Here is an 18,579-nt window from a genome sequence, read left to right on the forward strand (position 1 = left end):
CGCTGCCGGGAGGCTGACTCGGGTGGGGGGTGTGGGTGAGAAGGTTCTCGGCTGGACGGTCGCTGTTCTGGCCGAGCACGGGATCGTCGGCCTGTCCGCCTCCGATGTCTCGCGGCCCTGTGCTGATGTCGCGCCGTTGGGGGCCGCTGTGTCGGTCGGGTTGCGGGCACGTCTGACGGCGCTGCTCATCAGCGAGGGCCTGCTTGATCCGGCGTTCGGCACGGTGGCGGTGTCCCGTACTCATCACAGCCGGGATTGCGCGACCGACTGCCTCGCCCCCGACCTGGGGCACGGTCTTGTGGCGCCGCTGCGCGCACACGGCCTGGCCACCCTCGGTGACGTCATCGACCTCGCCCAGGGGCACGGCACCGACCTCACCTCGGTGCCCGGGATCGGCGACCAGAACCAGCAGCAGATCCGCGACCTCCTGCGGGAGTGGGGATTCCTGCCCCGCCCGCCCGAGCCACCCGGCCAGGACGACGCGTCGGCCAGCGTCATCGAGCGCCTTGACCGCATCGAACAGCACCTCGCCGACCTTGTCGCGGCGTCCAGGAAGGAATAGCGCGTGCCGCTCGATCACCCGTTGGGTGCCGACTGTGAACTGGCGTGCCTGGCCGTGCTCGTGAATGAGCACTCGTCTCGGAGCGGCCCTGGGAACGGTGCCCGTGTCATCAACGCGGCGCGGCGTGAAGGGTGCGCGACCGTCGGGCACATCGCGGTCATGGCCGCCAGCGGCGAACTGCGCGACCTGCGTAACGTCGGCCCGGTCAGTTTCGCCGCCGTCACCGAGATCCTCGCCGAGCACGGTATGGACGTCGCCCCGCCCGACCCGTGGCAGCAACTCATGCTGCACCGCATCGCCAGGATCGAGCGCCTCCTACGCGAGCGCCTCACCACCCTCACCCAGGAGGACTGACGAGCATGCATCTGCATCTGGACTCGCATGCCGAACCCCACCCTGTCGGCCGGGACTGTCTGGTCGCGTGCATGACCGCAGACATCGAGCGACATGGTGACGGACGCGGCGTCGGCCCCCGCGTGGTGAGTCTGGCGCGGCAGGCCGGTATCCACAACGTCGGCCAGCTCGTCGCCGCCGTGGTCGCGGCCCGCCTGGACGTTGTGCGGGGAATCGGGCCCCGGGCGATCCTCGCGGTTCGGGCCGCGCTCGCCGACCACGGTCTTGATCCCCTCCACACCCGCGACTGCCCCATCGACTGTCTCGGCGACGTCCTTGGCGGGCGGACTGTCACCGTGCTGCGTGCCTACGGCCTGCCCACTCTCGGGCACGTCACCGACCTGGCGGGTACACCCCACCCCGACGGGGACCGTCTCCTGGCCGTCCCGCAGATCGCGGCGGCCACCTCGGCCCGCATCCGGAACGTGCTACGGGACTGGGGCCTGCTGCCGCCCACGCCTGAACCTGCCGCGCCGGGTGCCTTGGCACCCTCGGTCCTGGAGCGGTTGGGCCAGCTTGAACGCCAGGTGGCGGCCCTACTCGCAGCGAAGGAGGGCGGGGCATGACCTCAGCGGGCCTGGTCGCCGCCCTCGTCCTCCTGCCGTTCGCCACCGTCATCCTGGCCGGGATCACCGCCGCCCACCTCGCCCTCACGATGGACGGAACCTCCTGAACCGGCCAGGGCGGTGAGAACCGGGTGCCCGGAGCGGAGGAGGGGCCGCACCGGGCACCTTCCGGCGTACACATCGCCACGGTGAGCAGGTTGGTTTGTTGGCCTGGGTTGCTGTTGATGTGGGGGGAGGGATTTTGGGGGATCGTTGTGCGGGGTGGGGGGGATTCTCGGATGATGGGTAGGGAGGGAGGGGTGGTTGTGGCACAGGAGCGGGATCCGAATATCAATGCGCGGAGGTTGGGGCTTTACCTGCAGCGGGTGCGGGAGTTTGTGGGGGGGTCGTATGGGGAGGTGGCTTTGGCGGTGGGGTGTGAGGTTGACTGGCTTGTTCGGGTGGAGACGGGGTTTGGGCGGCCCACGCCCGAAGAGGTTGAAGGGCTTCTTGTTGCTTATGGGGTGCGGGAGGCCAACGTCGCGGAGATCATGATTGATCTGGCGTCGCGGCCGGACGGGCCCGAGTGGCTCGCCGCGCACGAAGAGCGGTTCCGGCGCGGGCAGCGGGACGTGCTGATCTCCGAGTCGGAGGCTTCGGTGGTGCGGACGTTCGGGTCGTTGCTCGTCCCGTACCTCGCGCGGTCGGAGGTGTACTTCCGGTGCACCGAGCCGCAACTGCATCCGGACAACGACGTCGAACTGGAATGGGACCTGCTGAGCAACCGGCAGCGGTACCGGCCCGGCGGCCGCCGCAGGGAGCTCCAGGTGATCATCGACGAGCGGGTGCTGGACCCGCGCGGAGAAGAGGAGATGATGGAAGCCCAGCTCCGCCACCTGCTGGAACTCGGCGCGGGCCCGGACACGACGGTCCACGTCATCCCCAAGGAGGCGGCGTTCTACGAGGAGCGCGCCCACCCCTTCGACGTCCTCGAGTTCCCCGGCGTCGCCGACCACATCAGCATCGCGCACATGCCGCACGGCAGCGAGATCACCCCGTACGACCTCACCGACATCTGGCACTTCATCAAGGACAAGTCAGCCCTTTCCCCCTCGGACAGCCGCGACCTGATCGTTGACCACCTGGCCGGACGCCGCCGCGTCTGACCGGACGCGGAGAGCCGTCGCGGCCACCGCGCCTCAGAGGTCCAGGACCCGGGCGTGCAGGACGGTGCGTTGGTGGAGGGCGGCGCGGAGGGCGCGGTGGAGGCCGTCCTCCAGGTAGTAGGAGCCCTGCCAGTGGACGACGTGGGGGAAGAGGTCGCCGTAGAAGGTGGAGTCCTTGGCCAGGAGGGAGTGGAGGTCGAGTTCGCGTTTGGTGGTGACGAGCTCGTCGAGGCGGATCTGGCGCGGGGGGATCTTGGCCCAGTCCCGCGCCTGCAGGCCGTGGTCGGGGTAAGGGCGTCCGTCGCCCACCGCTTTGAAGATCACACTTCGGAGTCTAGGGCCGGAGGCCGGGGCCGGTCATCCGTGCCCACCCTGAGCCGGACCGCTAGATCGCGCCCCGGAACGTGTCGCATCGGGTCGGCTCCCCTGAGGAATAACCCGTAGTCAGCCATTTCACCCGCTGCTCGGACGTCCCATGCGTAAAGCCATCGGGACGGACATATCCCTGGGCGCGGCTCTGGATCCTGTCGTCCCCGACGGCCTCAGCCGCGCTCACGGCCTGATCGATGTCACGCTGCGTGATCTGCGCGAGGTAGCCCGTCTGGACGGCGTTGCGCATCCACACGCCCGCGTAGCAGTCCGCCTGGAGTTCGAGCCTTACCGCGCCGCTGGACGCGCCCGTGCTCCGGTCGACGCGGTTCATCACGCCGAGCAGGTTCTGCACGTGGTGCCCGTACTCGTGTCCGATGACGTAAGCCTGCGCGGCCGGGCCTCCCTGGGCGCCGAACTGCGACTGGAGGTCGTCGAAGAACGTGAGGTCAAGGTAGACCTTCTGATCCGCCGGGCAGTAGAAGGGGCCTGCTTTCGCCGTCGCGTATCCGCAGCCCGTCTGGGTGGCCGCCTCGAAGAGTTGGGTCTTGGCGGGCGTGTAGGTGAGGCCGCTGTTGGCGAAGACCTTCGACCAGTAGTCCTGGACGCTGTTGACGACGCCGACCACGAGGCAGTCGGCGTCCTTCTCGGCGTCCAGGCCGGTCAGGCACTTCTTCTGGACGTCGCTCGCCTCCTGCACCTGCTGCGGCGACCCCTGCGCGCCCGGCTGCTGCGGCTGGGGCTCCTCGAAGGGGTTCACGCCGAAGAACAGCACGGCGAGCAGGCCGAGGATGCCGACGAGGCCACCGCCCGCGGCGGCGGTCCGGCGGCCGCCGCCCCTGCGCACCTCGACCTGGGACGGGTCGAGCCGCACGTCGTCATTGAAATCCACAAATCCGCTGATAGCCGGAAAAGTCTCCAGGCAACCCCAAGCCCGTGCCTTGCTCACCCCACGGCGGCGGGCGCGCGGCGGTCACGGGGCCGTCACGGGGACGCCAGGGCGGCCGTGGGGGCCAGCCGGGCGGCGCGGGTGGCCGGGTACAGCCCGGCGAGCGCGCCGATCGCCAGCGTGGCCGTGAGGGCCGCGAACGGGGTCCACGGCGGGATCGCCACCGGCCAGGAGCGCGAGACCGCGTACAGGGCGGTGATGGCCGTCGAGAGCGCCACCCCGGCCACGCCGCCGAGCGCCGACAGCAGCAGCGATTCGGTGAGGAACTGCAGCAGCACCTGCCTACGGGTCGCGCCCAGCGCGCGGCGGAGCCCGATCTCCGCGCGCCGCTCCAACACCGAGATGATCATCGTGTTGGCCACGCCGACGCCGCCCACGAGCAGCGCGACGGCGCCCAGGCCGAGGAGCAGCCCGGTGAAAGCACGGTCGGTCGCCTGCCGGGCGGCGAGCACGTCGGACGGCCGCGAGACGTTCACCTCGCTCGGCGCCTCCGGGTTGGCCGTCGCCGCGAGAACCGCGCGCACCGCCTCCACGTGCGCGTCCCCCGACCGCGTGTAGACGGCGGTGGGCCGTCCGTCGAAGCCGAGGTGCTCGCGCGCGGCGGGCCAGCCGACCAGCGCGGAGGAGTCGAGCTCGGGGGCGAGTTCGACGGGCGCGAGGACACCGGCGACGGTGAACCAGGTGCCGCCGAGAAGTACGCGTGCGCCAGGCGAGCCGATGCCTAGTCGGGCGGCCGCGTCGGCGCCCAGGACGACGACGGGATAGCGCGCTGTCGCCTCGGTCAGCCACGACCCCGCCGCGACGCGGCCCGCCACGGTGCCGAGTAGGCCGAGGTGCGCGGCCTGCACCTGGAGGCCGCCGGTCTGCGCCGCCGGGATCTTGTCCGACCTGTACGCCTTGGCTCCCGGCACCGTGCCTGTGGCGGCGACCCTGCGCACGGGGCCTATCCGCGCGATCATCGCCACCGACTCCTCCGGCAGCACCGCCTGCTCACCGAAGACGGTCTGGCCGGGGGCGACGGTGAGCAGGTCGGTGCCCAGCGCGGCGAGCCTACGGTCCACTTCGGCGCGGCTGGAGGAGGAGATCCCCAGGACCGACACCATGGCCGCGATGCCGAGCGCGATGCCCAGCGCCGAAAGGAAGGCCCGCACCTTGCGGGTGCGTAGGCCGACGGCTCCGGTACGCAGCACGTCGCGCGGGGAGAGACGGGACGACGGGGTCACGGCAGCACCCTCCCGTCCCGCATCCGCACCCGGCGGGGCAGCGCGTCGGCGATCTCCCGGTCGTGCGTGATCACCACGACCGTCGTGCCGCCCGCGTGCAGCTCGCGCAGCAGCGCCATGACGCCCGCGCCCGACGCCGAGTCCAGGTTGCCCGTCGGCTCGTCCGCCAGGAGCAGCGCCGGTTCCCCGACGACGGCCCTGGCGATCGCGACCCGCTGCCGCTCCCCGCCCGAAAGCTGGTCGGGCCGGTGCCGCGTCCGATGGGCGAGCCCGACCCTCGCGAGCGACTCCTCGGCCCGCGCAAGCCGCTCCCGCAAGGGGACGCCGGTGTAGAGGAGGCCGTCAGCGACGTTGTCCAGGGCGGTGCGGCCCGCGGTGAGGTGGAACTGCTGGAACACAAAGCCGATCCGGTGCGCGCGCAGCGCCGACAGCCTCTGATCCGACAGCCGCGACACCTCGTGCCCCGCCACCCGCACCGTTCCCTCGGACGGCCTGTCGAGCGTGCCCATCAGATGCAGCATCGTGGACTTCCCAGACCCCGAAGGCCCGACGACGCCTACGAGCTCACCCTCCTCGATCGTGAGGGAGACGTCCCGGACGGCCGCCACACCGCCCCCATAACGCTTGCTGACACCGGCCAGTTCGAGGACGTGCCTTGCGTTCACGCGGGCACCCCCACCTTGTCGCCCTCGGCCAGCTCGGACGAGGCGACCTCGACCATGCCCGCCGCGAACAGGCCCGTCTCCACCGCGACGACCCGCGTGGTGCCGCCCCGCACGACCTCAACGCCGTACCCGCCTTCCGCCAGCGCAAGGAGGGCCTGGACGGGCACGGCGAGGACGTTCTCGCGTACCTCGGCGGTGAAGGAGACCGACACGGAAGCGTCCCCGAAGGAGGCGACGTCCTTGGGCCGGTCCAGGGAGACCGTCACCTTGATCTCCGTCTCCGGATCGGACCTGTCGTCGGGGGCGGGGGTGACCACGGTCTCGACCCCTGTGACCCTTCCGGTGGTCTTCTCGCCGTCCGGGAGGGTGAGCCCGACCCTCGCGCCCTTCTTCGCCAGGCGCTGGTCGTCCACGTCGAGGGTGACGGAGACGGCGCGGTCCCTTCCCGTCACCGTGAGGATCGTGCCTCCGGGCTGTACGGGGTCGCCCTTGGCCGCCTGAAGGGACTGGACGCGCAGGGGTCCGTCCGCGTAGTGGACGCGAGAAGGTTCGACGGTGCCCGTCTCGGGGAGTCCCAGGTCGTCCTGCCACTTCTTCACGGCGGCGGCCGTCGCCCACGTGTAGGCGTCGTCCACGGTGAAGCCCCGGTAGCCGAGCGCCCACAGGTTCTTCTCGAACTGGAGGACGTCCCTTCCGGACAGGCCGGTGGACAGCGTCCGATAGGCGGGCAGGCCGCCTTGGAGCAGGACGACCGGGTCGTCGTCCACCCGGTAGAGGGTCTGCCCACGACGGATCGTCCTTCCGCTCGTCGGCAGCCCGGTGACGACGCCGGACAGGCCCGTCAGGAGCTTCGTCTCCTTGCCGTGGCCCAGGGTGCCCGTCACGTTCTCGGTGTCCTTGAGGGTCTGCCGGACGACGTCGGCTGTCGCGGGCGGTAGCGCGGCGTCGCCCTTCGCGCCCGGCCCGTCGTCGCGGAGGCCGAGCGCGGCGGCGGACGCGGCCACAACGCCGACGGCGGCGAGCGCGAGGCCCGCGATCAGGGGGCGGCGCATCACTCGTCCTCGCGCGTCTCGGTCTTGACGTCGGGGCCCTTAGGACCGCACTTGGCTTCCGCCGCCTTGAACGCGGGGTCCGAGGGGTTCACCCCGGTCTCGGGGGTGAGCTGGATGCCTCCGTCGGGCGACGGGTCGGGGAAGTTCGGTACCCCGTTCTCCCGCATACAGCGGGACATCTCGCGCATCTCGGCCAACTGCTCGGGGTTCGGCTTGGCCATGGCGCCGCCGCTCGGCAGGAGCTTGCGGCATGTGTCCTCCGCCGCGTCCACCACGTCCTTGCCGACGCCCGACCCGTCGATCTTGATCGAGACCCCGCCGCCCGGACCGAACTCCGGGTCCTCCATCGGCACGCCGTTCTCGCGCATGCAGGCGGCGAACGCCAGATGCGCGTCCCGCTCGTTCGTCTCCGCGGAGCCCTGAGAGGCCGCTGTGGACGCCGACGGCGTGTTCCCGGCCGTCGCGACGCCCGGGGTCTCGGCCGAGCCGCAGGCGGCCGCCAGGAGGATCAGGGCCGCCGCGCACACGGTGCTGAGGCGCATGGTTCACCCTTCCGGCCGGGACCTTCCCGGCCTTCGGTGTGAAGTAGACCGAGCACGGCGTTTCCCGGCGGTTACCGTGGAACTTAACGCCGAGGCAACGCCGCGACCGGTATCGAAGGGCCATGAGGATCCTTGTGGTGGAGGACGAGCCGATACTCGCGGAGGCCGTCGCGGAGTGGCTGCGCGACGACGCGCACGCCGTCGACGTCGCCGGAGACGGCGCGGCCGCCCTGGAACGCATCGGAGTGCACGACTACGACCTCGTCGTCCTGGACCGCGACCTCCCGATCGTGCACGGCGACGACGTCTGCCGGAAGCTGGCGGGCGGCCCCGCGCGTGTCCTCCTATTGACGGCTGCGGGCGACATCTCCTCCCGCGTCGAAGGCTTCGCCCTCGGGGCCGACGACTACCTACCGAAGCCCTTCGCGTTCGCCGAACTCGCCGCGAGGGTGACGGCCCTGGGCAGGCGCGGCGGAGCCGGTGACGTGCCTCCGGTGCTGGAACGCGCCGGGATCAGGCTCGACCCGCACCGCCGCGAGGTGTACCGGGACGGCCGCTACGTCGCGCTGTCCCGCAAGGAGTTCGCCGTCCTCGCCGAACTGCTGCGCGCCGACGGCGGCGTGGTCTCCGCCGAACGGCTGCTGGAGAAGGCGTGGGACGAGCACGCCGACCCGTTCACCGGCGCGGTCAGGGTCGCGGTGCTCAAGCTGCGCCGCAAGCTCGGCCCGCCCGCCGTGATCACCACCGAGCCCGGCGCCGGATACCGGATCCCATGAGGGCCCGCCTGACGATCCGGATGCGGCTCACCACCGTGTTCGGTGTCCTGTTCCTGCTGGCCGGGATCGTCCTCCTGGGCGTCACCTACGTGCTCGTCTCCGCGAGCCTGCCTGAGGGATCGCAGGTGTTCGCGCACTCGAAGCGCCTGGCTGACGGCGGCGGAGGCACCCTCGTCCCCTCCCCGGAGCAGGCCATGGAGGTCGACCAGCTCCGCGTCAGGGCGGTGCAGGAGGGCGTCCTCGCCTCGGTGCTGAGCCAGGGCGCGGTCGCGCTTGTCGTCGTCGGGGCGGCGGCGACGGCTTTCGGCTGGCTGCTCGCCGGGCGGCTCCTCCAGCCGCTCCAGCGGGTCACCGAGACGGCCCGGCGCATCGCCCACGCGCCCGCCGCCGACCGTGGCCTGCACGAGCGGATCGGGATGGCGGGGCCGCGCGACGAGGTCAGGGAGCTGGCCGACACCTTCGACCTGATGCTGGAAAGGCTCGACGCGTCCTTCGACGGGCAGCGCCGCTTCATCGCCGACGCCTCCCACGAGCTGCGCACGCCGCTCACCCTGAACCGGGCGCTCCTTGAGGTGGCGCACCGGCGCGGGGCGTCGGCGGAGGTCGTCCAGCTCACTGAGACGCTGCTGGAGGTCAACGCGCGGCACGAACGGCTTATCGAGGGGCTGCTTATGCTGGCCCGCTCCGACGCGGAGATAGGAGAACGCGCTTACGTGGACCTCGCCGACATCGTTGAGCACGTCGCCTACCAGCTTCCGCGCGAAGGGGTCGTCCTGGAGGCCGACCTGAGGGAGGCGCCCACGATGGGCGATTCGGTGCTTCTGGAGCGGCTCGCCCTGAACCTGCTGGAGAACGCCTTCCGGCACAACCTCCCTACGGGCGGCTGGGTGCGCGTCGCCACGGACACCGGCCCTGACGGCGCCGCCTCCCTGACCATCACGAACACCGGCCCTCTGGTGGCGCCCTACGAGATCCCGTCTCTCTTCGCGCCCTTCCACCGCCGCAACAGGAGCAGGCTGCACGCGCCCGGGGCTGGCCTCGGGCTGTCCATCGTGAAGTCCATCGCGCACGCCCACGGCGCCCGCCTCCACACCGCGCCGCGCCCCGAAGGCGGCCTCACCCACACCCTCACCTTCCCGCCCGTCCCCGCCGGGGGTTACGCGGAGAGAGCGGCGTAGTCGTGGAGGGGACGGTCACCGGGGGAGGGGCCAGGCTTTGAGGTTCCACCAGGGGCCGCCGGTGAGGCCGTGGTCGTGGGGTTCGAGTTGGGTGGTGAGGTTGGAGTGGGGGGCGGCCACGACGTAGACGTGGTCGACGAAGGTGAGGAAGGTGTAGCCGGGGTTGTCGGCGAAGCGTTCCTGGACGGTGTCGTAGGCGACCTGCCGCTCGGTCGGGTCGCCGCTCTCGCGGCCGATCGCCAGCGCGTCGTCGACGGCGGCGTCGGCGTAGCGCGGCATGTTGTTCCAGCCGTCGCCCGCCAGCGACGAGTGCAGCGCCGGGTAGAGGTCGAAGTCGGGGTCGTGCCCGGCGCCGCCGCCCGCCAGCATCGCGTCCACGCCGAGTCGCGGTTTGACGACCTCGCGCGTCCCGGCCTGGACGTTCACCTCAACGCCGATCTTCCTGGCGTCGGAGGCGTAGGCGAGGGCGTGGTCCTGGCGGAGCCGGTCGCCGGAGAAGTACCAGAGCGTGAACGACGCGCGCCGCCCGTTCCTCTGGCGGACGCCGTCCTCGCCGGGCTTCCATCCGGCGTCGTCGAGGATCCGCGCGGCCTCGGCCGGGTCGTGCGCGACCTCGCCGCCGGTGCGGAACCACGGGTCGTCGCTCGGGATCGGCAGGTAGGCGGGGCGTCCCGCGCCCTTCAGGATCGAGTCGACCATGCGGGAGCGGTCCACGGCGCGGTTGAGCGCGCGCCGGATCGCCCGGTCGCCGGTCACCGGGTTGGCGGTGGGCAGCGTCACGGTCCGGTAGTCGACGGACCTGGCGGTCAGCACGGTGACGCCGTCACGGCCCCGGAAGGATTCGGCGAGCGCGGGCGGCAGCGTCGTGCCGTCGAGGTCGCCCGCCCGCATCCGGGTGGCGCGCAGGTCGTCGTCGGCGATGAACGCGACGGTGAAGTCAGTGATGGCAGGAGCGCCGCCCCAGTAGTCCGGGTTCGCCTTGAACGTCATCTTCTCGCCCCTGCGCCAGGAGACGAGGACGTACGGGCCGGTCCCGACGGGCTGGGTGTTGTAGGCGCCGGTGTTCGGGTCCTGCCCGCCTGCCGCCTGCGCGGACGCGATCGGCAGCACGGTCCGCTGGACGAACGGGGCATACGGGTACTTCAGTGTGAAGACGACCTTGTGTTCCCCGTCGGCGGCGACGTTCTTGATCGCGTCGAGCTCGTTGGCGTGGCCGTTGTTGGTGTTCGCGTCGAGGATCTTCGTGTAGGTGAAGACGACGTCGACGGCGGTGAACGGCTTCCCGTCGCTGAACCTGACGCCTTCGCGGAGCGTGTAGGTGTAGGTGAGCCCGTCGCCTGACACCTCGGGCAGGGCGGTGGCCAGAGCGGGTTCCAGCTCCATCCGCTGGTTCCGCTGGAGCAGCCCGTCGAAGATCTTGGAGTCGCCGTCCTTGCCGTAGCCGAGCAGCGGGCTGAGGCTCTCCGGCTCGTAGGGGACGCCGATGGTCACCGAGGCGCGGGCGGCGTCGTCCGGCGCGGAGCAGGCGCTGAGCCCCGCCAGCAGCACGGACGCCGCGACGGCCCCCATCCTCAGCACGCGCACGGATGCCCACCTCTCAGCAGTAATTGCAAAATTCTCGCAATAAGCCACTGCATGAGAGCACACCGGGACATATCTGTCTAATCAGGTATGTAAGTGGAGGAATCCCCGGGGTGCGCGGCCGATGTTTCACGTGGAACCTGCGGCGCGGGGCGTCACCCGCGCTACTGCACCGGCGTGAGCGCGAGCCGTGCCGCGCGCAGGCTGGCGCGCGCCTTGGCCAGCCGCGACGGCCTGGGCACCGGCGCGAACGAAGGCAGCGCGTCCAAGCGGCGCTGGAGCCTTACGAAGCTCTCCACCTGCCGCTGGAGCGAGGGGAGGTCGGTGAGTGACGCGTCATGCGAGGACTCGGCGAGCAGGTACTGCGGAGGAGTCACGAGGCACACCGCCGGGATACGGTGCTCGTAGAGCGGCTCGCCCTCCCCGAAGTGCACCAGCGGGCCCGGCGCGCACACGTGTGTCGGCTCGGGCTCCGAGCCCGTCCACTCCGCCAGGACGAGGTCGCGCAGCTGTGACGTCGTCGCGTACAGGAGTTCGGGTTCCAGGGCGCCCGTGGGGCCGTACACGCCCGTCCGGGGGTCGTCGGCGAACTCGCGGGCGCCCAGGTGCTCGATGACCAGCCCGGCGACGGCACGGGACCGGCCGGGGCCGCCCTCCCACAGCTCGGGGTGGGCCTCCAGCCACGCGGTCGTGGCCTGCCCGTGCGACGTCACGGCGGGGATGCGCAGGTGGCCCGACGTGAGCACGAACACCATCCGGCGCCGGTGCGGCCGCTCCACCGCGTCCCTCGCGAGCTCCAGCAGGCCGATATGCCCGTTCTCCTCGATCGCGTTGACGCCGTCGCTGTGCGTCACGGCCAGGAGGGACTCCTCGTCCGTCTCACCCTCGGAGACCGCCCAGAGGGTCTCGGTCGTGGTGTTCGGCGTGAGGTCGGCGTCCAGGGTGAGGTGCGCGTTGTCGCCCCTCCGCGCGGCCTCAAGGACGCGTTCACCCTCCTTGCCCGCCACCCACAGCGCAGGCAGATCCCGGTACGGGAAGGTGAAAGGCAAGTACTGGCCTTCGGCGTTGCCGGGGGACAGCCCGCGCCACACCGCCACGACAGCGAGGACACCCGCCTTCCGCGCCGCCTCCAGGGCGGGCCCGAACAGCGTCGCCGTCACCACGGGGTTGGCCACCGGGGGACGGCCGCCCGCGCCGCCGTCCCACTCACCGATGAGGAGGTCGTACGGGACGGCCCGGTGCGGCACCTCCACCACGGCGATGCCGCCACGAGCCCTGCTCCACCGCTTCACCAAGCCGTCAAGAAGGGTGAGCTGTCCGGAGACGCCCGCAGGGCCGGTCGTCCCGGAGTAGGGGTAGGCGGAGGAGACCCTGACGTCGGTTCCGCCGACGCTGAGCCGGGCCCTGCCCGCGCCCACCTCCCAGCGGGTGAAGGAGTGCTCGTCCCGGTGCACCTTCAGGCCGAGGTCGGACAGCCGCGCGGCCACGTCCTCCACCAGCGCCCGGTGCTGCGCGGAGCCGGTGGGCCGGGCCCCGAGCCCGACGAGGAAGCGCACCTGCTCTTCCAGGGCACTGATCTCCATGCGTCCTCCCGGGTGTGTTCGTCCGGCCCTGGACGGACCGCGCGGCGGCGGTCACTCCTCCGCAGGCAGGAGAACCTTGTCGATGACGTGGACAGTGGCGTTGCCCGTCCTGATGTTGCCACACACGATTGTGGCGTCCGCCACCTTGTAGGCCCCGTCTGCGCCGCTCACCTTCAACTCGCCGCCTCCGAGCGTCTCCAGTGCGCCGGAAGCGAGTTCGTCCGGGCCCTGGCGTCCCTCGACGATGAGGTTGAGGAGGATGCCGGTGAGCGCCATGCCGTCGTCGAGGTCGGCCTGGGGCAGCGCGGCCCAGGCGGCGTTGCTCGGGGCGAACACGGTGATCTCGGGCGCGGAGTCGAGCGTCTCCACCATGCCCGCCTTCTTCACCACGGTGGCGAACGAGTTCAGCTCCGGGCTCCCGGAGACGGCGGCGACGACCGGCGCGGCGGCCATGCCCGCGAACCCTCCGGCGGTGCTCGGCACGCCGGCGCAGCCGGTGCCGAACGTCTGCGCCGCCTCGGTGGCGACGGGCGCGGCGGGGGCGGCCGCCGGGGTCTCGGTGCGCTGCGGCGACGCGGCGGGCTCATCCCCGCCGCCGCACCCCGCGGCCCCCGAACCCAGTAGCAGCACGGCCCCCGCCGCCAGCACGAGACGTTTCATGATCCCCCCGAATCGCAGGTTTCCGGCCTTCACCGCCGTCCGGAACATTCGATGATCAAGCCCGTTCCCGCCCTTTCCACCGTTCACACCCGATCTCGCGGCCCGTGGTGTCCCGGCCGGGGGCGCCGGACCGCGTGGGTTTGGGCCGTGCGGCATCAGCCTGGACGTGCGACCCTGGGGAGGTGAAGACGGACAGCGCGCAACGGAGGGCGCGGCCCGCTCTCGGCAGGCCGCAGGTCACCTCACGGGCCGCCCTGGAGCGGCTCGCCTTCGAGCTCTTCGCCCGCGACGGCTTCGACGAGACCACGGTCGACGACATAGCCGCCGCCGCGGGGATCGGCCGCCGTACGTTCTTCCGCTACTTCGCCTCCAAGAACGACCTCGTCTGGGGCGACTTCGAGCACGAGCTGGCCCGGCTGCGGGCGCTGCTGGCGGAGACGGGCCCCGACGTCCCGATGATGGAAGCCGTCCGGGCCGCTGTCGTCGCGTTCAACCGGTACGACCCGCGCGACGTGCCCTGGCACCGGCAGCGGATGGAACTGATCCTGCGGGTGCCGACGCTCCAGGCCGACGCCACCCTCAGGTACGCGTCGTGGCGGGGGATCATCACCGAGTTCGTCGCCGCCCGCACCGGGCAGCCGCCCGCCGCGATGCTGCCCACGCTCGCGGGCCACACCGCCCTGGCGGCCTGCATCGCCGCGTACGAGCACTGGTTGTCGGCGGACACCCCCGAGGACCTCACGGACCTCCTGGACGCCGCCATCCGCCGTCTCGCGGACGGCCTCGACTCCGCCGACCCCACGCCGCCCTGACCGTCCGTCGGTTCGGCTCGGTTCGGCTAGGCGAAGGTCGGGGCGAGGAGTTCGGCGACAAGGACGGCGGTGTTGGCGGGGCCGCGCAGGGGGGCCGTCGGGAGGATCGAGGTGTCGGCGACCCGGAGGCGCGCGACGCCGTGGACCCGGCCGCGCGGGTCGACGGCGGAGCCCAGCGGGACGGTGCCGCAGGTGTGCTGCGCGGTGCCGAGACGGGTCCTGATCCACGCGTCGAGGGCGGCGTCGTCGGCCAGCACGGAAGGCGTCGGCTCGACCAGGCCGGAGGCGACCTCGGCGAAGGCGTCCGTGGTGATGACGGCGGCGGCCGTCCTGACGGCCTCGCGCAGCCTCCGGCGGTCGTCTTCGGTCTCCAGGTAGCCGTAGTCGATCTGCGGGGGCACCCTCGGGTCGGCAGCCACCGTGCGCAGCCTTCCGCCGCGCCGTGGGGTCTGCACGGAGGCGAGGAAGGCGAGCGGCGCGCCCGGCACCCCGGTGCGGCCCCCGACGAGCCCGGCCATCGGCACGAGCGACTGGAGCACCTCCAGGTCGCCCCGGTCGGCGGCCCCTGAGGACGTCGTGTGCAGCACCCCTCCGAGCCACGACCCCTGCGGCTCCGGTAGCGGCCCGCGCGGCGTCCACTCCACGACGACCTGGGGGTGATCGCTCAGCGCGGCCCCGATGGCGGGCACGTCGGAGGCCACCCGGATACCAGCGCGCGCGAGGTCGTGCGCGGGGCCGACGCCCGAGAGGTGCAGCAGGTGAGGGGACCCGAAGGCGCCCGCGCACAGGACGACCTCGCCCGCCTCGATGAAGGACTCCCGTTCACCCTGCACGACCATCACGCCGACGGCCTTACCGCCCCGGATGACGACCGACTGGACGGCACAGCCCCCTTCGACCGTCAGGTTCGGCCGGTGCAGGGCGTCGAGCAGGTAGGCGATCCCCGTGTTGATCCGCAGCCCGTCCACCGCGTTGGACGGCACGGGCCCGAACCCCGGCGCGTCCTGGGCGTTCTTGTCGGGTTCGGCGGGGAAGCCCAGCTCGTGGGACGCGGCCCGGAAGGCGGCGGCGGCCGGATGGCCGAGATCCGTCCGTCGTACAGCGACCGGCCCTGTGTCGCCGTGCAGGGGTCCCGCGCCGAGGTCGAGGTCGTTCTCCAGGGCGCGCAGGACGGGCAGCACTCTTTCGTACGACCACAGGGGATCGCCTGCGATCGCCGCCCATCGGGTGAAGTCCTCCCGACGGGCCCGGATGAAGTAGCCGCCGTTCACCGTCGTCGAGCCGCCCAGGTACCTCCCCCTGGGCGCGGCATACGCGTGGTCGGGGGTGAGCCGCGCGAGGTGGGTGCTGACCGCCGGGTGCCCCGCCTGCGCGCCGGGGACGAACCGGGCGTCGAGCAGGTCGTCCGGAAAACCCGACAAGGTGCGCGGCGCGGGCCCCGCTTCCAGGACCAGCACACGCCGCCCAGGATCCTCGCTGAGCCGCGCGGCGAGCGCCGCCCCGCTCGCCCCCGCGCCGACCACCAGCACGTCCGCACGGGTCATCTCAGGGCCGCCGAGCGCGGCGCCGCCGCAGGTGGTCCGCTGTTCATCCGGGCCCGCCCTTCCTTTTGGCACTCGATGTAACTAGTATCCGTCATATCAGCACCGGTGTGAGCGGCGTCTCAGTCGCCGCGCGCCACGAGCCAGGGAGGTCCCCGTGAACGAGAACCAGGAACTCGTCGAGTCGCTGATCGAGGAGGTCTCGATCGACGGCATGTGCGGCGTCTACTAGCCGACGCATGACAGTCCTCGACCTCGACCGCGCCTGGGACCTGCACCCGCAGGTCTCGGTGCGGCCGGAACCCTTCGGCGCGCTCCTGTACCACTTCGGGACCCGCAAGCTCTCGTTCCTCAAGGACCGCGTGCTGCTGGAGGTCGTCCGCGCACTGAAGGACGCGCCTTCCGCACGGGCCGCCTGCGCGGCCGCAGGGGTCCCCGACTCCGATCTGGCCCGGTACGGCGCCGCGCTCGGCGCGCTCGCCGGGTCGGCCATGGTCGTCGAAAGGACATCAGCATGACCGTCACCCCTGAGCGGGCCGCCTCGCCCGCGCCCGGGACACGGCTGGTCGACCTGTTCGAGCACGGGCTCGACGCGCCGATCTGCCTGACCTGGGAACTCACCTACGCCTGCAATCTCGCCTGTGCGCACTGCCTGTCGAGCTCGGGGCGGCGCGACCCGCGCGAACTGAGCACCGACGAGTGCAAGGCGGTCATCGACGAGCTCCAGCGCATGCAGGTGTTCTACGTGAACATCGGCGGAGGCGAGCCCACCGTCAGGTCCGACTTCTGGGAACTGCTGGACTACGCCACCTCCCACAGCGTCGGTGTGAAGTTCTCCACCAACGGTGTGCGCATCACCCCCGAGGCGGCCCGCCGCCTCGCCGCCAACGACTACGTGGACGTCCAGATCTCCCTCGACGGCGCCACGCCCGAGGTGAACGACGCCGTACGCGGCCCCGGCTCCTACGCGACGGCCATCCGCGCGATGGAGAACCTCGCCGAGGCCGGGATGAGGAACTTCAAGCTGTCCGTCGTCTGCACCCGGCACAACATCCCGCAGATGGACGCGTTCAAGGAGATCGCCGACAGGTACGGCGCCCAGCTACGGCTCACCCGCCTGCGTCCCTCCGGGCGGGGCGCCGACGTGTGGGACGAGCTGCACCCCCTGCCCGGACAGCAGCGCGAGCTGTACGACTGGCTCATCGCCAACGGGGACAAGGTCCTCACGGGTGACTCCTTCTTCCACCTGTCCGCTTACGGGCAGGCCCTTCCGGGCCTCAACCTGTGCGGCGCCGGGCGCGTCGTCTGCCTCATCGACCCCATCGGCGACGTGTACGCCTGCCCCTTCGCCATCCATGACGAGTTCCTCGCGGGCAACGTCAGGCAGCCGGGCGGCTTCGCCGAGGTGTGGCGGCAGTCGGAGCTGTTCCTTGGCCTACGCGAGCCGCAGACGGGCGGGGCGTGCAGCTCCTGCTCCTTCTACAGCACGTGCAAGGGCGGCTGCATGGCCGCCAAGTTCTTCACCGGCCTGCCCCTGGACGGGCCCGACCCCGAGTGCGTGCGCGGCCACGGAGAAGCACTCCTCGCCGGACGCCCCGAGGACCGCTCCTCCATCCCCAGGCCCTCCGCCGACCACTCCAGGACGGCGAAGCCGCGCAGGGCCGTCCCCGTGAAACTGTCGCTCACCCGCCCCGATCCCGAGCGCCGCCCCGTGAGCGCGTGCGAGGAGAACCCCCTGGCGGGGCTCACCCTCTGAACCCCCGGCAAGGAGAAACCCATGGGCAGGAACCCCTGGTTCGAAACGGTCGCCGAGGCCCAACGCAGGGCCAAAAAGCGGCTTCCCGGCATGGTCTACGGCGCGCTCGTCGCCGGATCAGAGCGGGGCCGCACCATCGACGACAACATCGACGCGTTCGCCAGGCTCGGCTTCGCCCCGCGCGTCGCCGGACACAAGGCCGAGCGCGACCTCAGCACGACGATCCTCGGGGTGGAGTCGTCGTTCCCGGTCATGATCTCGCCCACCGGCGTGCAGGCCGTCGACCCCGAGGGCGAGGTGGCCGTGGCGCGCGCCGCCGCGAACCGTGGCGTCATCATGGGCCTCAGCTCGTTCGCGAGCCGCTCCGTCGAGGACGTCGCCGCCGTCAACCCGAACGTCTTCTACCAGATGTACTGGATGGGCGACCGGGACACGATGGTGCGGCGGATGGAGCGCGCGCGCGAGGCGGGCGCCAAGGCGCTCATCGCCACCCTCGACTGGTCGTTCTCCAACGGACGCGACTGGGGCAGCCCCCAGATCCCCGAGAAGATCGACTTCAGGACGGCCGTGAAGCTCGCGCCCAAGGTCGTCAACCGGCCCGGCTGGCTGTGGCGGTTCGGCAAGGCAGGCAGGATCCCCGACCTGACCGCCCCCAACCTCCAGCCTCCCGGCGGCGAGGCGCCCACGTTCTTCGGCGCCTACTACGAGTGGATGCAGACGCCTCCGCCCAGTTGGGAGGACGTCGAGTGGATGCGCAAGGAGTGGGGCGGCCCGTTCCTGCTCAAGGGCGTCACCCGGATCGACGACGCCAAGCGCGCGGTGGACGCCGGGGTCTCGGCCATCTCCGTGTCCAACCACGGCGGCAACAACCTCGACACCACGCCCGCGACGATCCGGCTCCTGCCGGGCGTCGCCGAGGCCGTCGGCGACCAGATCGAGGTGCTGCTCGACGGCGGCGTCCGGCGCGGCGGCGACGTCGCCAAGGCGCTCGCGCTCGGCGCCCGCGCGGTGCTCGTCGGCCGCGCCTACCTGTGGGGCCTGGCCGCCAACGGCACGGCCGGGGTCGAGAACGTGCTGGACATCCTGCGCGGCGGCCTGGACTCGGCGGTCCTCGGGCTCGGCCACGCGTCGGTGCACGACCTGTCGCCCGCCGACCTGCACGTCCCCGCCGACTTCAAGGTCACCCTGGGCGCCTGACATGCCCTCTCCCGGCCCCCAGAACGCCG

General features: G+C 71.8%; 21 protein-coding genes. 11 read left to right on the plus strand and 10 right to left on the minus strand.

The window, feature by feature from the left end:
* The first annotated feature begins 31 nt into the window (after window positions 1-31).
* From LO762_RS29365 to LO762_RS29380, 4 genes are all read left to right on the plus strand, one after another.
* Window positions 32-562 (plus strand): hypothetical protein, encoded by a 531-nt coding sequence (locus tag LO762_RS29365; protein WP_230619388.1) that lies wholly within the window; start codon window positions 32-34, stop codon window positions 560-562.
* 3 nt (window positions 563-565) lie between these two features.
* A complete protein-coding gene (locus tag LO762_RS29370) occupies window positions 566-916 on the plus strand; it encodes a hypothetical protein (RefSeq protein WP_230619389.1) in 351 nt (116 codons plus the stop codon).
* 71 nt (window positions 917-987) lie between these two features.
* Complete coding sequence (locus LO762_RS29375; RefSeq protein WP_230619390.1) at window positions 988-1,521, plus strand: hypothetical protein; 534 nt, start codon at window positions 988-990, stop codon at window positions 1,519-1,521.
* Between the two features lie 281 nt (window positions 1,522-1,802).
* The gene (locus tag LO762_RS29380) at window positions 1,803-2,666 is read left to right on the plus strand and encodes a helix-turn-helix transcriptional regulator (RefSeq protein ID WP_255688045.1); all 864 of its coding nucleotides are present in this window, start codon (window positions 1,803-1,805) and stop codon (window positions 2,664-2,666) included.
* A gap of 33 nt (window positions 2,667-2,699) precedes the next feature.
* On the opposite strand, the gene LO762_RS29385 is transcribed toward LO762_RS29380, so the two are convergent.
* The 6 genes from LO762_RS29385 to LO762_RS29410 all read right to left on the minus strand — a co-directional run bounded on the left by LO762_RS29385 (window position 2,700) and on the right by LO762_RS29410 (window position 7,466).
* A complete protein-coding gene (locus LO762_RS29385; RefSeq protein WP_230619392.1) occupies window positions 2,700-2,990 on the minus strand; it encodes a type II toxin-antitoxin system VapB family antitoxin in 291 nt (96 codons plus the stop codon).
* Window positions 2,991-3,051: 61 nt separating this feature from the next.
* Complete coding sequence (locus LO762_RS29390) at window positions 3,052-3,927, minus strand: neutral zinc metallopeptidase (RefSeq protein WP_230619393.1); 876 nt, start codon at window positions 3,925-3,927, stop codon at window positions 3,052-3,054.
* A gap of 92 nt (window positions 3,928-4,019) precedes the next feature.
* The gene (locus LO762_RS29395) at window positions 4,020-5,207 is read right to left on the minus strand and encodes an ABC transporter permease (RefSeq protein WP_230619394.1); all 1,188 of its coding nucleotides are present in this window, start codon (window positions 5,205-5,207) and stop codon (window positions 4,020-4,022) included.
* Window positions 5,204-5,872: an ABC transporter ATP-binding protein gene (locus tag LO762_RS29400; RefSeq protein WP_230619395.1), complete on the minus strand. Its 669-nt coding sequence runs from the start codon at window positions 5,870-5,872 to the stop codon at window positions 5,204-5,206. The genes LO762_RS29395 and LO762_RS29400 overlap by 4 nt, the downstream gene beginning before the upstream one ends.
* A complete protein-coding gene (locus LO762_RS29405) occupies window positions 5,869-6,924 on the minus strand; it encodes an efflux RND transporter periplasmic adaptor subunit (RefSeq protein ID WP_230619396.1) in 1,056 nt (351 codons plus the stop codon). The genes LO762_RS29400 and LO762_RS29405 overlap by 4 nt, the downstream gene beginning before the upstream one ends.
* Window positions 6,924-7,466: a hypothetical protein gene (locus tag LO762_RS29410; protein ID WP_230619397.1), complete on the minus strand. Its 543-nt coding sequence runs from the start codon at window positions 7,464-7,466 to the stop codon at window positions 6,924-6,926. Before LO762_RS29410 ends, LO762_RS29405 begins: the two co-directional genes overlap by 1 nt.
* Window positions 7,467-7,588: 122 nt before the next feature.
* Between LO762_RS29410 and LO762_RS29415 the strand changes: the two genes are divergently transcribed.
* A complete protein-coding gene (locus LO762_RS29415) occupies window positions 7,589-8,242 on the plus strand; it encodes a response regulator transcription factor (protein ID WP_230619398.1) in 654 nt (217 codons plus the stop codon).
* Entirely contained in the window at window positions 8,239-9,420 is a 1,182-nt protein-coding gene (locus tag LO762_RS29420; protein ID WP_230619399.1) for a HAMP domain-containing sensor histidine kinase, read from the plus strand. The genes LO762_RS29415 and LO762_RS29420 overlap by 4 nt, the downstream gene beginning before the upstream one ends.
* A 15-nt stretch (window positions 9,421-9,435) precedes the next feature.
* Here LO762_RS29420 and LO762_RS29425 read toward each other — a convergent pair whose 3' ends face one another.
* The 3 genes from LO762_RS29425 to LO762_RS29435 form a co-directional block, all read right to left on the minus strand.
* Window positions 9,436-11,004, minus strand: a complete 1,569-nt coding sequence (locus LO762_RS29425; RefSeq protein WP_230619400.1) for an ABC transporter substrate-binding protein — start codon at window positions 11,002-11,004, stop codon at window positions 9,436-9,438.
* A gap of 161 nt (window positions 11,005-11,165) precedes the next feature.
* Window positions 11,166-12,584 carry a hypothetical protein gene (locus LO762_RS29430; protein WP_230619401.1) on the minus strand — a complete coding sequence of 473 codons (1,419 nt, stop codon included), beginning with the start codon at window positions 12,582-12,584 and terminating at the stop codon, window positions 11,166-11,168.
* Window positions 12,585-12,635: 51 nt separating this feature from the next.
* A complete protein-coding gene (locus LO762_RS29435) occupies window positions 12,636-13,244 on the minus strand; it encodes a fasciclin domain-containing protein (protein WP_230619402.1) in 609 nt (202 codons plus the stop codon).
* 182 nt (window positions 13,245-13,426) lie between these two features.
* Here LO762_RS29435 and mftR point away from each other — a divergent pair, with 182 nt between their 5' ends.
* Window positions 13,427-14,056 (plus strand): mycofactocin system transcriptional regulator, encoded by a 630-nt coding sequence (gene mftR / locus LO762_RS29440; RefSeq protein WP_230619403.1) that lies wholly within the window; start codon window positions 13,427-13,429, stop codon window positions 14,054-14,056.
* Between the two features lie 26 nt (window positions 14,057-14,082).
* On the opposite strand, the gene mftG is transcribed toward mftR, so the two are convergent.
* A complete protein-coding gene (mftG, locus tag LO762_RS29445) occupies window positions 14,083-15,600 on the minus strand; it encodes a mycofactocin system GMC family oxidoreductase MftG (RefSeq protein WP_230619404.1) in 1,518 nt (505 codons plus the stop codon).
* Window positions 15,601-15,754: 154 nt separating this feature from the next.
* On the opposite strand from mftG, the gene mftA reads away from it, so the two are divergent.
* Genes mftA through mftD form a run of 4 tightly spaced genes read left to right on the plus strand, consistent with a single transcriptional unit; the run spans window position 15,755 to window position 18,550 of the window.
* Entirely contained in the window at window positions 15,755-15,829 is a 75-nt protein-coding gene (mftA, locus tag LO762_RS29450) for a mycofactocin precursor MftA (RefSeq protein ID WP_230619490.1), read from the plus strand.
* Window positions 15,830-15,836: 7 nt separating this feature from the next.
* Window positions 15,837-16,115 carry a mycofactocin biosynthesis chaperone MftB gene (mftB, locus tag LO762_RS29455; RefSeq protein WP_230619405.1) on the plus strand — a complete coding sequence of 93 codons (279 nt, stop codon included), beginning with the start codon at window positions 15,837-15,839 and terminating at the stop codon, window positions 16,113-16,115.
* A complete protein-coding gene (gene mftC, locus LO762_RS29460) occupies window positions 16,112-17,353 on the plus strand; it encodes a mycofactocin radical SAM maturase (protein WP_230619406.1) in 1,242 nt (413 codons plus the stop codon). The genes mftB and mftC overlap by 4 nt, the downstream gene beginning before the upstream one ends.
* A gap of 21 nt (window positions 17,354-17,374) precedes the next feature.
* Window positions 17,375-18,550: a pre-mycofactocin synthase MftD gene (gene mftD, locus LO762_RS29465; RefSeq protein WP_230619407.1), complete on the plus strand. Its 1,176-nt coding sequence runs from the start codon at window positions 17,375-17,377 to the stop codon at window positions 18,548-18,550.
* Window positions 18,551-18,579 lie beyond the last annotated feature (29 nt).

Source organism: Actinocorallia sp. API 0066, from assembly GCF_020991275.1.
GTDB lineage: Bacteria > Actinomycetota > Actinomycetes > Streptosporangiales > Streptosporangiaceae > Actinocorallia.

Bases quoted from the DNA above. Each gene is read 5' to 3' on its own strand.
- LO762_RS29375 (WP_230619390.1), top strand. From the start codon at position 988: ATGACCGCAGACATCGAGCGACATGGTGACGGACGCGGCGTCGGCCCC.
- LO762_RS29405 (WP_230619396.1), bottom strand. From the start codon at position 6,924: ATGCGCCGCCCCCTGATCGCGGGCCTCGCGCTCGCCGCCGTCGGCGTT.
- LO762_RS29410 (WP_230619397.1), bottom strand. From the start codon at position 7,466: ATGCGCCTCAGCACCGTGTGCGCGGCGGCCCTGATCCTCCTGGCGGCC.
- LO762_RS29415 (WP_230619398.1), top strand. From the start codon at position 7,589: ATGAGGATCCTTGTGGTGGAGGACGAGCCGATACTCGCGGAGGCCGTC.
- mftD (WP_230619407.1), top strand. From the start codon at position 17,375: ATGGGCAGGAACCCCTGGTTCGAAACGGTCGCCGAGGCCCAACGCAGG.
- LO762_RS29420 (WP_230619399.1), top strand. From the start codon at position 8,239: ATGAGGGCCCGCCTGACGATCCGGATGCGGCTCACCACCGTGTTCGGT.
- mftC (WP_230619406.1), top strand. From the start codon at position 16,112: ATGACCGTCACCCCTGAGCGGGCCGCCTCGCCCGCGCCCGGGACACGG.
- mftG (WP_230619404.1), bottom strand. From the start codon at position 15,600: ATGACCCGTGCGGACGTGCTGGTGGTCGGCGCGGGGGCGAGCGGGGCG.
- LO762_RS29380 (WP_255688045.1), top strand. From the start codon at position 1,803: ATGGGTAGGGAGGGAGGGGTGGTTGTGGCACAGGAGCGGGATCCGAAT.
- mftB (WP_230619405.1), top strand. From the start codon at position 15,837: ATGACAGTCCTCGACCTCGACCGCGCCTGGGACCTGCACCCGCAGGTC.
- LO762_RS29430 (WP_230619401.1), bottom strand. From the start codon at position 12,584: ATGGAGATCAGTGCCCTGGAAGAGCAGGTGCGCTTCCTCGTCGGGCTC.
- LO762_RS29435 (WP_230619402.1), bottom strand. From the start codon at position 13,244: ATGAAACGTCTCGTGCTGGCGGCGGGGGCCGTGCTGCTACTGGGTTCG.